The sequence below is a fragment of the Streptomyces sp. NPDC020898 genome (assembly GCF_044333925.1).
Lineage (GTDB): Bacteria > Actinomycetota > Actinomycetes > Streptomycetales > Streptomycetaceae > Streptomyces.
This window is the reverse complement of record NZ_JBIRRV010000007.1, coordinates 352,699-365,003: the sequence shown is the minus strand read 5'-3', so window position 1 is coordinate 365,003 and position 12,305 is coordinate 352,699. Positions and strand designations below refer to the sequence as shown.

At 70.7% G+C, this 12,305-nt stretch carries 10 protein-coding genes; 5 read left to right on the top strand and 5 right to left on the bottom strand.

Annotated elements, in window-relative coordinates; all coding sequences use genetic code 11:
• Positions 1-25 precede the first annotated feature (25 nt).
• From ACH4TV_RS24050 to glgX, 3 genes are all read right to left on the bottom strand, one after another.
• Complete coding sequence (locus tag ACH4TV_RS24050; protein ID WP_398401314.1) at positions 26-307, bottom strand: hypothetical protein; 282 nt, start codon at positions 305-307, stop codon at positions 26-28.
• Positions 291-2,681 carry a malto-oligosyltrehalose synthase gene (gene treY / locus ACH4TV_RS24045; protein WP_398401312.1) on the bottom strand — a complete coding sequence of 797 codons (2,391 nt, stop codon included), beginning with the start codon at positions 2,679-2,681 and terminating at the stop codon, positions 291-293. The genes ACH4TV_RS24050 and treY overlap by 17 nt, the downstream gene beginning before the upstream one ends.
• Before the next feature lie 81 nt (positions 2,682-2,762).
• On the bottom strand, positions 2,763-4,904 hold the full coding sequence (glgX, locus tag ACH4TV_RS24040; RefSeq protein WP_398401310.1) for a glycogen debranching protein GlgX: 2,142 nt from the start codon (positions 4,902-4,904) through the stop codon (positions 2,763-2,765).
• A gap of 182 nt (positions 4,905-5,086) precedes the next feature.
• Here glgX and ACH4TV_RS24035 point away from each other — a divergent pair, with 182 nt between their 5' ends.
• The 4 genes from ACH4TV_RS24035 (at position 5,087) to ACH4TV_RS24020 (ending at position 9,514) form a co-directional block, all read left to right on the top strand.
• Complete coding sequence (locus tag ACH4TV_RS24035) at positions 5,087-5,911, top strand: Tat pathway signal sequence domain protein (protein ID WP_398401308.1); 825 nt, start codon at positions 5,087-5,089, stop codon at positions 5,909-5,911.
• 126 nt (positions 5,912-6,037) lie between these two features.
• On the top strand, positions 6,038-7,336 hold the full coding sequence (locus ACH4TV_RS24030) for a copper amine oxidase (RefSeq protein ID WP_398401306.1): 1,299 nt from the start codon (positions 6,038-6,040) through the stop codon (positions 7,334-7,336).
• A 113-nt stretch (positions 7,337-7,449) separates the two neighbouring features.
• Positions 7,450-8,688, top strand: coding sequence for an SAV2148 family HEPN domain-containing protein (locus ACH4TV_RS24025; protein ID WP_398401304.1), 1,239 nt, complete (start codon positions 7,450-7,452; stop codon positions 8,686-8,688).
• Positions 8,689-8,791: 103 nt separating this feature from the next.
• Positions 8,792-9,514 carry a 3'-5' exonuclease gene (locus ACH4TV_RS24020; RefSeq protein WP_398401302.1) on the top strand — a complete coding sequence of 241 codons (723 nt, stop codon included), beginning with the start codon at positions 8,792-8,794 and terminating at the stop codon, positions 9,512-9,514.
• Between the two features lie 141 nt (positions 9,515-9,655).
• Here ACH4TV_RS24020 and ACH4TV_RS24015 read toward each other — a convergent pair whose 3' ends face one another.
• Together ACH4TV_RS24015 and ACH4TV_RS24010 are read right to left on the bottom strand one after the other, a co-directional pair.
• Positions 9,656-10,123, bottom strand: a complete 468-nt coding sequence (locus tag ACH4TV_RS24015) for a MarR family transcriptional regulator (RefSeq protein ID WP_398401300.1) — start codon at positions 10,121-10,123, stop codon at positions 9,656-9,658.
• A gap of 162 nt (positions 10,124-10,285) precedes the next feature.
• On the bottom strand, positions 10,286-11,263 hold the full coding sequence (locus ACH4TV_RS24010; protein WP_398401298.1) for a DMT family transporter: 978 nt from the start codon (positions 11,261-11,263) through the stop codon (positions 10,286-10,288).
• A gap of 94 nt (positions 11,264-11,357) precedes the next feature.
• Here ACH4TV_RS24010 and ACH4TV_RS24005 point away from each other — a divergent pair, with 94 nt between their 5' ends.
• On the top strand, positions 11,358-12,305 hold the full coding sequence (locus ACH4TV_RS24005; RefSeq protein WP_398401296.1) for a LysR family transcriptional regulator: 948 nt from the start codon (positions 11,358-11,360) through the stop codon (positions 12,303-12,305).

The following is a 12,305-nucleotide window of genomic DNA, read 5'->3' as shown; positions in this document are numbered from 1 at the left end:
AGTACCCCATGGCGTCCAGGAACTGTCAAGGAGGTGACGGGGCGGCTCCAGGGGGCGTGAAGAAGCACTTGCTGCCGGGGTGAAGGCGGTTGCAGCCGACCGGAACGGCAGGCTGGAACATCCGCCCCGCGTGCCGTGCCACGCGGCGGACGCCCCCACCGGGTACGAGGGGGGCGACGCCGTTCGCCACCACGCGCCGTACGTCCCGTGCGGGCTCCGGGAGCGTGCGCGGCCGTGCGCCGGGCACCAGGGCGATGCCACGGCGCACGGCGACACCGCCCGCGCCGGTCTCACTCCTCGCCGACACGCTCCAGCAGCGCCACCGGCAGCCGCCCGAAAAGCTCCGCCACGCGCGCGTGGCCCGTGAACTCCCGCTCCGGAGCCAGCAGATCGGCCCACCGGCCCGGCGGCAGCGGCAGCCGCGTGTCGTGCCAGCCGCCCGTGTCCGCGAGCCGCAGGGACAGCCGGGTGACCGCGGTGATCACCTCCCCGGAGCGCGCGAACGCCACACAGTGCGCCGCCGCCGGACCCTGCGCGACGAGCGGCGTGTACGTCGCCGTGTCGCCGAACACCGCCGGGCGCCGCGCACGCAGCCGCAGCGCCGCCGCGGTCAGCCCGGCCTTCTCGCCGGGGGCCTCCGGAGGGAAGTGGGCCGGGCGCCGGTTGTCCGGGTCCACGAGGGCCCGGTACTCGGTCTCCGTGCCCTGATAGAGGTCCGGTACGCCCGGCATCGTCAGGTGGACCAGGGCCGCGCCCAGGACGTTCGCCCGGACATACGGCTCCAGGGCACTCCGCAGCGCGGCCACGGCCTCGCCCGGCGCGCCGCACGGGCCCGCCGCGACGAACGCCGCCACCGCCTCCTCGTACACGGGCTCCTGCTCCGTCCACGCCGTGAACAGGCCCGCCTCCCGGACGTGCTTCAGGAGGGCGCCCTGGATCCGCTCCCCGGCCGCCGGGCCCAGACCGAAGACCGTCTGCCAGGCCGCCCACGCCAGCTGGGCGTCGGGCACGCCCTCACCGGTGCGGGTCACCTCCGCCAGGACGTCGGCCCAGCGCTGCGGGCACTCGGTGAGCACGGCCAGCGCCGCGCGTACGTCGGCGCTGCGCTTCGTGTCGTGCGTCGTCAGCACCGTCCCCGTGGCGGGCCAGTCGCGCTGCACGCGCGCGCAGTAGGCGTGGAAGTCCTCCGGGGACACCGCGGGGCTGCCCGGACTGCCGCCCACCTCGGTCGCCGACAGCAGCGGCACATAGCGGTAGAACGCCGTGTCCTCCACGGACTTGGCCCGCAACGCCGACGCGGTCTGCGCGAACCGGGCCCGGAACTCGGCATGCCCGGCACCGGCGCCGTCGTCGGACTGCCCGAGCAGCAGATTCCGTACGACGTCCACGGCCCCGCCCTCCTCCGGGACGACGAACGCGGACCGGGCCTCCGCGGCGGCCTCCTCGGTGACCACGGACGCCGTGTCCCCGGGGGTGTAGGGGCGGTAGACCTCCAGGCGGACCAGCAGCTCGCGCAGCGCGGCACGCAGGGCCCAGGGGGCGCGGTCGCGCAGCGCGGGGTCCGGGGAGGCGGCGCAGAGACGGTTCGCCACGCGGGTCAGCCGGTCCACCTCGGTGGCCAGCTCGTGCGTCACCACCTTGTACGCGGCCCGCCGTACCGTCGCCTCCCAGTACCCGCCCCGGTCGGCCTGGGGGACCGCGAAACGCCGGTACTGGCCGAGGAGTTCACCCACGCCCGCCGGGTCCGTGAACAGGCCGTCCAGGTGCCGCAGGGCGTCGTAGCCGGTGGTCCCCGCGACCGGCCAGGAAGCCGGCAGATGCTCCCCGTCCGCGAGGATCTTCTCGACCACCGTCCAGCGGCCCCCGCTCGCCTCGTGCAGGCGGCGCAGATACGAGCCCGGGTCCGCGAGACCGTCCGGGTGGTCGACCCGCAGGCCCTCCAGCACTCCGTCGGCGAGCAGCTCCAGCAGTTTCCCGTGCGTCGCCGCGAACACCTCGGGGTCCTCGACCCGCACCCCGATCAGCTCCGAGATGCTGAAGAAGCGCCGGTAGTTGAGCTCCGTACGGGCCAGCCGCCACCACACCGGGCGGTACCACTGCGCGTCGACGAGCTGCGGCAGCGGCAGCTTCTCGGTGCCCTCGCGCAGCGGGAGGACGTGGTCGTAGTAGCGCAGGACAGGGCCGTCGTACCGCAGATGCGCGTCCTGCCGGTGCTCGACCGTCAGCTGGTCCATGACCGCGCCGAGCGGCTGCCCGAGCACCGGCAGGAGCAGCTGACCGCCCTGCGCGTCCCAGTCGATGTCGAACCACCGCGCGTACGGCGACCCGGGACCCTCCCGGAGCACCTCCCACAGGGGGCGGTTGTGGCGCGGGGACATGGCCATGTGGTTCGGCACGATGTCCGCGACCAGACCGAGACCGTGCTCCCGCGCGGTGCGGGCCAGCGCGCGCAGGCCCTCCTCGCCGCCGAGTTCACCCCGCACGCGCGTGTGGTCCACGATGTCGTAGCCGTGCGTCGACCCCGGGACGGACTCCAGGAACGGCGACAGATGCAGATGCGAGACGCCGAGCGAGGCCAGGTACGGCACGGCCGCCGCCGCGGCACCGAACGGGAACTCGGGCTGGAGTTGCAGCCGGTACGTGGCCGTGGGCACGACCGGGTCAGGGCGCTCAGGTGTCATGGGAACCTACGTACCCGCCTCACGGGCTTTCGTGTCATCGGCTCCTGCACTCGGCGTCCTGGATCGGCTACAGAGCGGTGGTTAGGCGGGGCGCTGCAGCACCGTCAGACTGTGGTCGACCAGGGTCAGGCGGTCGCCCGCCTTCACCTTCGCGCCCGTGCCCGGTGTCACGCCCTCCGGGCGGGCCGTGTCGATCACGACCTGCCACTGCCGGCCGTGGTTGACGGGCACCACGAACTCCAGTGTCTTCGGCGAGGCGTTGAACATCAGCAGGAACGAGTCGTCGGCGATGCGCTCCCCACGCGAACCGGGCTCCGAGATCGCGTTGCCGTTGAGGAACACACTCATCGCCCCCGCCTGCGCCGAGTCCCAGTCGCGCTGGACCATCTCCTCGCCCGCCGGAGTGAACCAGGCGATGTCCGACAGCTCGTCGTGGGTGCCCTCCACGGGCCGGCCGTGGAAGAAGCGGCGCCGGCGGAAGACCGGGTGGTCCTTGCGCAGCCACACCATCGCGCGCATGAAATCCAGCGGTCCGCCGGAGCCGGGTTCTGTGCCATCCCCGGTGGTGTCGGCGGGGTCCGGCCACGGCACCCAGGAGACCTCGTTGTCCTGGCAGTACGCGTTGTTGTTGCCGCCCTGGGTGCGCGCGAACTCGTCGCCGTGGCTGATCATCGGCACCCCCTGGGACAGCATCAGGGTCGCCACGAAGTTGCGCAGCTGGCGCGCCCTGAGCGCGAGAACGGCCGGGTCGTCGGTCTCGCCCTCCGCGCCGCAGTTCCAGGACCGGTTGTGACTCTCGCCGTCCCGGTTGTCCTCGCCGTTGGCCAGGTTGCGCTTCTCGTTGTACGACACCAGGTCGTTCAGGGTGAAACCGTCGTGACAGGTCACGAAGTTGATCGAGGCCAGCGGGCGGCGGCCGTCGTCCTGGTAGAGGTCCGAGGAGCCGGTCAGCCGGGACGCGAACTCCGCGAGCGTGCGCGGCTCACCCCGCCACATGTCCCGCACGGTGTCGCGGTACATGCCGTTCCACTCGGTCCACAACGGCGGGAAGTTGCCCACCTGGTAGCCGCCCTCGCCCACGTCCCACGGCTCGGCGATCAGCTTCACCTGGGACACCACCGGGTCCTGCTGGACCAGGTCGAAGAACGACGACAGCCGGTCCACCTCGTGGAACTGCCGGGCCAGCGTGGCCGCGAGGTCGAAGCGGAACCCGTCGACATGCATCTCGGTGACCCAGTAGCGCAGCGAGTCCATGATCAGCTGGAGCACGTGCGGGGACCGCATGAGCAGCGAGTTCCCGGTGCCCGTGGTGTCCATGTAGTAGCGCTGGTCCTCCATGAGCCGGTAGTACTGCGCGTTGTCGATGCCCTTGAAGGACAGCGTCGGGCCCAGATGGTTGCCCTCCGCGGTGTGGTTGTAGACCACGTCCAGGATGACCTCGATACCGGCCTCGTGCAGCGCCCGCACCGCCGACTTGAACTCCAGGACCTGCTGCCCGCGGTCGCCCCAGGAGGCGTACGCGTTGTGCGGGGCGAAGAAACCGATCGTGTTGTAGCCCCAGTAGTTGTTGAGGCCCATGTCCACCAGACGGTGGTCGTTCACGAACTGGTGCACCGGCATCAGTTCCAGGGCGGTGACGCCGAGCGAGGTCAGGTGTTCGATGATCGCCGGGTGGGCGAGCGCCGCGTACGTGCCGCGCAGTTCCTCGGGCAGCGCCGGGTGGCGCATCGTCAGGCCCTTCACATGGGCCTCGTAGATCACCGTGTGGTGGTACTCGGTGCGCGGGCGCCGGTCGTCACCCCAGTCGAAGTACGGGTTGACCACGACCGACGTCATGGTGTGGGGCGCGGAGTCGAGGTCGTTACGCCGGTCGGGTGCGTCGAAGTGGTAGCCGTAGACCTCCTCGCCCCAGGTGACCGAACCGCTGATCGCACGCGCGTACGGATCGAGCAGCAGCTTCGCCGAGTTGGTCCGCTGGCCGCGCTCGGGCGCGTACGGGCCGTGCGCGCGGAAGCCGTAGCGCTGTCCCGGCATCACACCCGGCAGGTACGCGTGCCGGACGAACGCGTCGCTCTCCCGCAGTTCCACCGCTGTTTCCGAGCCGTCGTCGTGGAGCAGACACAGCTCGACCCGGTCGGCGGCCTCCGAGAAGACCGCGAAGTTGGTGCCGGCGCCGTCGTATGTGGCACCGAGTGGATACGCCTCGCCTGGCCAGACCTGCATGGACTCGACTCTTTCAGTTGTGGTCCGCCCCTGGGGCCGACTCCGCTCCGAGTCTCCCCGAAAGTGATGGAACCACCTACGACTTACGGCCCTCTTACCGGTCGACCAGTGCATACGCGGGTATGTCAAAACTATTGGTTCTTTACGTACTCCCTTGGATTAAGGGGGAGTAGGGGGACAACGTGCGCAAAATCGTACGCCGACACCTGGGCAAGGTGGTGGCGGGTACGGGCATCGCGGTGGCCGGTACGGCCGTGATGATGGCGGTGACGCTGCCGGGATCGGCGGGGGCCGACGCCTCGGGAGGTACGGGAACTGCCGGGAACGCGGCGAGTGCGGGCGGGAGCGCGGGACAGTCCGCGCAGCAGCAGGCAGCTCCGCCACCCGGGGTCGTCGAAGAGGTGCCCGCCGAGGGTGCGAAGGGCGAGGGCCGTGATCCGCTGACCGACGGCGAGATGGCACGGGTCGAGCGGATCGTCCTGAACCGCCAGGTGCTCAACTCCAGCGAGAACGTCGAGGGGGAACGCGGCCCGCAGCGGATCAGCGTCCGGCTCGCCGACCCCGAGGCCGCCGAGGTGGACGATCCGGACGCGCCCCGGCGCGCGGACGTGTCGTTCTACGACTACAAGGACGACACCCTGGTCACCAGGACCGTCAACCTCGACACCGGCAAGGTCGAGCGGACCGGCACGCAGCGCGGCGTACAACCGCCCCTGAGCCGCGATGAGACGGCCGAGGCGACCAGGCTCCTGATAGCCGATCCGCTGGGCGCCGGCCTGAAGGCCGACTTCAAGGACGCCACCGGTACGGAACTGACCTCGCCGGACCAGTTGCTCGTCACCAGCATGGTGTACCGGGCCGCTCCGGGCGCCCGGCCCGCGGCACTCGCCAGCTGCGGTGACCACCGCTGTGTGCGGCTCTTCCCGAAGGTGAGGAACGGGGCGTGGATCGACGCCCGTTCGCTCGTGATCGACCTGAGCGCCCGCAAGGTGGCCGAACTCGGCTGACCAGGGGCGACTGCTCTCAGCCCACTGCTCCGACCTTCTTCTCTCCACTCTCAACTCTTCCCTCTCCACTCTCCACTCTCTTCTTTTCTCCTCTCCCCTTCTTTCTTCCTTGGGAGTCTCTTCGTCATGCGCGAAAAGAGTTTGCTCGTCGGCCTTTCCGCGGTCGCGCTGGCCGCCGGCCTCACCGCGGCGGCGGGTCCGGCCACCGCCCAGCCGCAGGCCGGCCCCGTACCGCCCGCCGAGTGCAGTGCGCCGTACCGCATCGAGCAGAAGCTCGCCACCGGCACCACCTGGCGGATGTGCTGGCGCTACGAGAGCGAGGCCGGGCTCGTCCTGGAGAACGTCTCGTACCAGCCGCCGGGCGCGTCCCGGCCGATCAAGGTGCTCAACTCCGCGAAGCTCGGCCAGATACACGTCCCCTATGACGACGGAAAGGCCGAGTACCACGACCTGACCGCGGCGGGCTTCGGCCAGGGTCTGATGAACATGGCGCCCGGCGAATGCCCCGGCGGCACCATCAAGACCGTCAAGGTGCCCGAGGCCTGGGACCCGGACAACGCGAGCGTCAAGGGCCTGTGCACCACGACCCGTTCACGCGGCCACGCCTACCGTATGCAGGGCGACGGCGCGAACAAGGTCTGGCAGACCCAGGGCAAGGACCTGCTCGTCTACACCGTCAACCAGGTCGGCTGGTACGAGTACATCACCGAGTGGCGCTTCCAGGACGACGGCACCGTCAACATGAACGTCGGCGCCACCGGCAGCCTCTCGCCCGACGACTACGACGCGGGCGACGGCCGCGGCTGGCCCCTCGGCCAGGGCGCCAAGGCGTACGCCACCAGCCACAGCCACAACGTCTTCTGGCGGCTCGACTTCGGCCTCGACGGCTCCTCCAAGGGCAAGGTCGAGCAGTACGACTCGGTGGTCAGCCCGGCCGCGAGCGGCAACGTGGGACCCACCACCAGGACGACCCGCACCCAGGTCAAGAAGGAACTCGCGGGCGACGCCAGGAACATGCGCTGGTGGCGCGTCGTCAGTGCCACCGGCAAGAACAAGGACGGCCACGCGCGGTCGTACGAGATCGTCCCCGCCGCCACCACCAAGTTCCCGGGCCGCAGTTACACCCGGCACGACGTCTACTTCACCGAGTACAACAAGTGCGAGCAGTTCGCCAGCGACAACCTCCGCGACTGCGGTGCCGGCGCCAAGAAATCGGTCGACGGATGGGTCAACGGACAGAGCCTCACACACCCGTTGGTCTGGGTGAACGTGGGCTTCCACCACATAGCCCGGGACGAGGACCAGCAGCCCATGCCGGTCCACTGGCAGGGCTTCTCCATCGCCCCGCGCGATGTCACCGCTATGAATCCGCTCACTCCCGCCGCCCTCGCCGACCAGAACGGGCATGTCGAAAGCGGTAGTTGAGAAACGACCATGTCCATCCGGCTGCACCGTTGACCGCTCCCGGAGTACCCTTCCTTGATCGTTGGCCGGGATCGGCCACAGGGGAGCTCGGGGGAGCGGAAGGCGGTGCGCGGGTGGGCTCGGGAGGGTTGGAGCTGCCCCCTGGTGACGAAGGTCATGAGGGGCACTCCACAGAGGTCCCGCCCGGCGCGGTGTCCCTGGCACGGCCGATGGAAACGGGTTCCATCGGTCCGGAACTGGACTGGGACGCCGAAGCCTGGCACGAGGTGCGTACGCGCGCCCAGCGGGCCGGCCGGGCCTACATCTGGCTGAACCTGGTCGAGCAGCGGCTGCGCGCGGTCGTCGCCGCCGTCCTGCGCCCCATCTACGAACCCGTCCACGGCGACGAGTGGGTGGTCGCGGCAGCCGGACCGGCCGGCCAGGAGTGGGTGCAGCGAGCGGTCGCCGTACGGGAAGTCAGCCGCCGCAAGGGCTACTTGCTCGACCCCGCCGACGACAACGTCCTGAGCTTCCTCACGTTGCCCCAGCTGCGGGAGCTGATGGTGCAGCACTGGCCGTGCTTCGAGCCGTACGTCGACGAGCGCCGCGACGTCGAACTCGCCCTGGACGAGCTGGAGGTCACGCGCAACGTCGTCTCCCGCAACCGCGCCCTGTCCGAGGCCGTCCTCAACCAGGCGGAGCGGGCCTCGGGCAAGCTCCTGGAGACCCTCGGCGCGGGCGGCGACGTACCCTCCGCGCGCCGGCTGCCGGTGGACGCGGTCGAGGACCTGGTGGGCGAGCGGTACGGCGATGTGGTCGCCGTGCACACGGACCGCGTACGGCTGATGCGCCAGTTCCCGGCCGAGGACATCTTCGGCGGCGCGCGTCGGCTCGACGCCATCGGTATCGGCCTCAATCTGCTCGTGCAGAACTTCTCCGGGCGGCGGCTGGTGCGGCTGGCGGAGTCGGGTTGCAGAACGAGGCTGTTGTTCCTGAATCCCGCGTCCAGTGCGGTGAAGCGGCGCGAGCGGGAACTCGGCATAAAGCGGGGTGAGTTGAGCCGCGCGGTGGAGATGAACATCCTCCATATGCGCCGGGTGCGGTCCAAGCTGCGTGACCCGGGCGCGTTCGAGATCCAGGTATACGACGAGACGCCCCGCTTCACGGCCTACCTCGTCGACGGGGACGGATCGGACGGGGTCGCGATCGTGCAGACGTATCTGCGCCGGACGCGGGGGATGGAGGCGCCGGTGCTGGTGCTGCGGGGCGGGAGCCGGACGGTCAAGTCGGGCGAAGTGGAAGAGATCGGTATCTTCCCGACGTACCGCGAGGAGTTCGAGGTGGCCTGGGCGGATTCGCGGCCGGTGTCCTGAGCCGCTCGCCCTTCGTAAGCGGAATGCGGTCCTCGGATTGTCAGTGGCTCATGGGATCGTGGAAACCACTGGGGGAAAGCACCACGAAGAAGGGGGGCCAGGCATGGGCTGGCACCATGAGCTGCTGATCGGCTTCGACCTGGAGACGACCGGGACGGACCCGCGCGAGGCGCGCATCGTCACGGGCGCGGTGATCGAGGTGAGGGGCGGGGAGCCGCTCGGCCACCGTGAATGGCTGGCCGATCCGGGCGTGGAGATCCCGGCGGAGGCGGTGGCCGTGCACGGCATCACCAACGAGCGCGCGACCAGCGAGGGGCTCCCCGCCGACCAGGTCGTGGACGCGATCGCGGACGTGCTGGCGGGGTACTGGAAGACGGGCGTGCCGGTGGTCGCCTACAACGCGAACTTCGACCTCACGATGCTCTCCGCGGAGCTGCGGCGGCACGGCCTGCCGTCCCTGCGTGAGCGGCTCGGCGGCCTGGACCTGGCTCCGGTCATCGACCCGTACACGATCGACCGCTCCATCGACCGCTACCGCCGCGGCAAGCGCAACCTCGAAGCGGTGTGCACGGAGTACGGCGTCCTGCTGGACGCCGCCCACGACGCCTCGGCGGACGCACTGGCCGCCGCCCGGCTGGCCTGCGCGATAGCCGACCGCCACCCCAAGGTCGCCGCCCTCGGCCCGGCGGAACTGCACCGCCGCCAGATCGAGTGGTACGCGGAATGGGCGGCGGACTTCCAGAACTTCCTGCGCCGCAAGGGCGAGGCGGACGCGGTGATCGACGGGACCTGGCCGGTACGGGAGTTCGCGGACGAGGTGGTGTGAGGGGGCGGTGGGTGGGTGGGCTCGGGCCCCGTACTCACTTCCCTGCCCTGGGGAGTTGGGCGCGTGCCTTCCGGCTCGCAGGAAGAGCAGGAACCGGCGCAGGACTGGAGCAAGCGCCGGCCCTGCGGGCCCCTCGATCTGTCAGGCGGCCGTCCCGCTCGCGTTGCGGATCAGTTGCTGGAGCACCTTCACCGTGGTGACGTAGTCCGTGTCGTCGATGCCCTCGTGGAGGGCGGCGCGGATCGCGGGGGCGTTGCGTGCGAGGTCGATGCGGGCTTGTTCCCCCTCCTTGGTGAGCCACAGCCGGTCTTCGAGGTCTCGGCTCAGCCAGCCGCGCTCCACGAGCACCTCGGCCTCCGCTGCCAGGTCGTCCTCGGGCCGGATGTAGGAGTTCATGGCCTCCCGCAGCTCGGGCAGGGTCATCCCCTCGCCGTCGGGCGAGATGTCGTGTTCCGACAGGTTGCGCAGTAGCCAGAACTGGGGCTGTGTGTAGCCCTTTTTGGCCTGCTGGGCCCGGGTGTACGCGATGAGCGCCTCGTAGGCGACACCGGTCCAGTAGGCGGCGGGCTGGCCGGCGAGGTCGGCGTCGGAGATCTGCTGGGTCGTCACGGGAAGTCCCCTCCTGGTACTGCGGGGTCGGAACCTGCATGCCGTGCAGGTGATAGGGAGACCGTAGGACCTCAAGTAATGTTGAGGTCAAGTGTGTGATCTTCCGGCGCCGTCGACGCAAACCGGAAACCCGTCCCGCCCCGGACACGTTTGAGGTGTTGATCAGTGCCGCGGAAGGATCTCGGAATGGCCCGTCCGGGATTCGGACCCCGGGGGTGAGTCTGTGGGGATCGGTGCCGGTGCCGGTGCTCTCGCCGCCGGTCGGCGGTGGGCGCGTTCCACCGACTGGCCCCAGTAGGTTCCGGCGACCATCAGCGTTGCGCCGAGTGCCGTCAGGGGGGTGAGGTGTTCGCCTCCCAGGGCGATGCCGATCGCCGCCGCCCAGATCGGCTCGGTGCCCAGGAGCAGGCTGGCCCGGCTCGCTGACGTGCGCTGTACGGCCCAGGTCTGGGCGAGGAAGGCGAACACGCTGCAGAACAGGGCGAGATAGATCAGCTGCGTCCAGGTGTCGGCGTCGGTGTGGGCCAGGGCGGGCAGGTCGGGGGCGGCGGCCGGCAGGAACAGGGCCGTGCCGACGAGGGTCTGGAAGGTCGTGAGGTGGAGGGGGCGGATCGGCCGGCGTGCGGTGAGGCGTCCGACGAGGGCGACGTGAACCGCCCGTATCAGGGCCGCGCCGAGCATCAGCAGGTCGCCGAGGCGCGGCGCGTGGAAGCCGTTGCCGGACATGAGCAGGCCGACGGCCAGGACACAGACGCCGGCGGCGGCGTAGAAGGCCGGGGGCAGCCCGCCGGGATGTCCGGCGCGGTCCAGGAGAGGGGTGAGCACGATGGTCAGGCTGATGATCAGCCCCGCGTTGGCGGCGGTGGTGTGGGCGACTCCGTAGGTCTCCACCAGCAGGACGGCGGCCTGGGTGAGGCCCAGGGGGAGCCCGGCCCGTACCTCCTCCCGGGTCCAGAGGCGTGAGCCCTGCTTCCCGCCGGCGACGAGGCCGAGGCAGGCGAGGGCGGAGAGGGCGTACCGCACGAGGAGGACCAGGAGGACGGGCAGGGCGGAGGTGGCTGTCTGGGCGGACAGATAGCTGGAGCCCCAGACGAGCGCGACAAGGAGGAGTACCGCATCGGTACGGCGGGAGTCGGACACGTGCCTACCGTGCACCGCCGGTGACCCTGAAGCCCAGACCCACCTTCTTAAATGATCTTTTAGTTTCCCTACATCATCCACTTACACTGGTTCCATGGACGAACGTCAGCTGCGGATCCTGCGCGAACTCGGTGAGCTGGGCAGCGTCACCGCGGTCGCCGACGCGCTGCTCGTGACGCCCTCGGCGATCTCGCAGCAACTGCGGCTGCTCCAGCGCGCCATCCCCGTCCCGCTCACCGAGCGGCAGGGGCGGCGGCTGGTGCTGACCGACGCCGGGCAGGCGCTGGCGGGTGCGGCGATCGAGGTGGAGTCGGCGCTGGCGCGGGCCCGGCACACCGTCGAGGAGTTCCTCGACCGGCCGGACGGGGAGGTCTCCGTGGCCGCGTTCCACAGCGCGGGCGCCGCGTTCTTCCCGCTGCTGCTGCGCGCCCTCGCCGGGCCGGACGGGCCGGTGCTCGCACTCGGCGACAAGGATGTGACGCAGGACGACTTCCCACCGCTGACCCGGGAGTACGACCTCGTTGTCGCCCACCGGCTGGACCACGCCCCGCCGTGGCCGCGCACGGTGGCGGCGACCCCGCTGCTGAGCGAGCCGCTCGACGTGGCCATGCCCGCCGATCATCCGCTGGCCGCCAAGCGACGGCTGACCCCGCGCGATGTGGCCGACCAGCCCTGGATCGCCGTACACGACGGATTCCCGATCATGGCGACGATCGAGGCCATCGCCACCACGGCGGGCCGCCGGCCCCATCTCGCCCACCGCATCAACGAGTTCGCGGTGGCGGCGGAGGTGGTGGCCGCCGGGGGAGGTCTCGCGCTGATGCCCCGCTGGACCTCGCGCCCGCACCCCGACCTCGTCCTCAAGCCGCTCAGCGGCGTCCGGGCCAGACGCCGGATCGACGCCCTGCACCGCCCGGAGCGCACGGCCCGCCGAGCCGTACGGACGGTACTGACGGAGCTGCGGCGCGCGGCCCGCACGATCCAGGACCAGGGATGGAACGCGGACCGGGACGCCGGCGAGGAACCGGCCGACGGCGGCTGA

Bases quoted from the DNA above. Each gene is read 5' to 3' on its own strand.
- treY (WP_398401312.1), bottom strand. From the start codon at position 2,681: ATGACACCTGAGCGCCCTGACCCGGTCGTGCCCACGGCCACGTACCGG.
- ACH4TV_RS24005 (WP_398401296.1), top strand. From the start codon at position 11,358: ATGGACGAACGTCAGCTGCGGATCCTGCGCGAACTCGGTGAGCTGGGC.
- ACH4TV_RS24030 (WP_398401306.1), top strand. From the start codon at position 6,038: ATGCGCGAAAAGAGTTTGCTCGTCGGCCTTTCCGCGGTCGCGCTGGCC.
- glgX (WP_398401310.1), bottom strand. From the start codon at position 4,904: ATGCAGGTCTGGCCAGGCGAGGCGTATCCACTCGGTGCCACATACGAC.
- ACH4TV_RS24020 (WP_398401302.1), top strand. From the start codon at position 8,792: ATGGGCTGGCACCATGAGCTGCTGATCGGCTTCGACCTGGAGACGACC.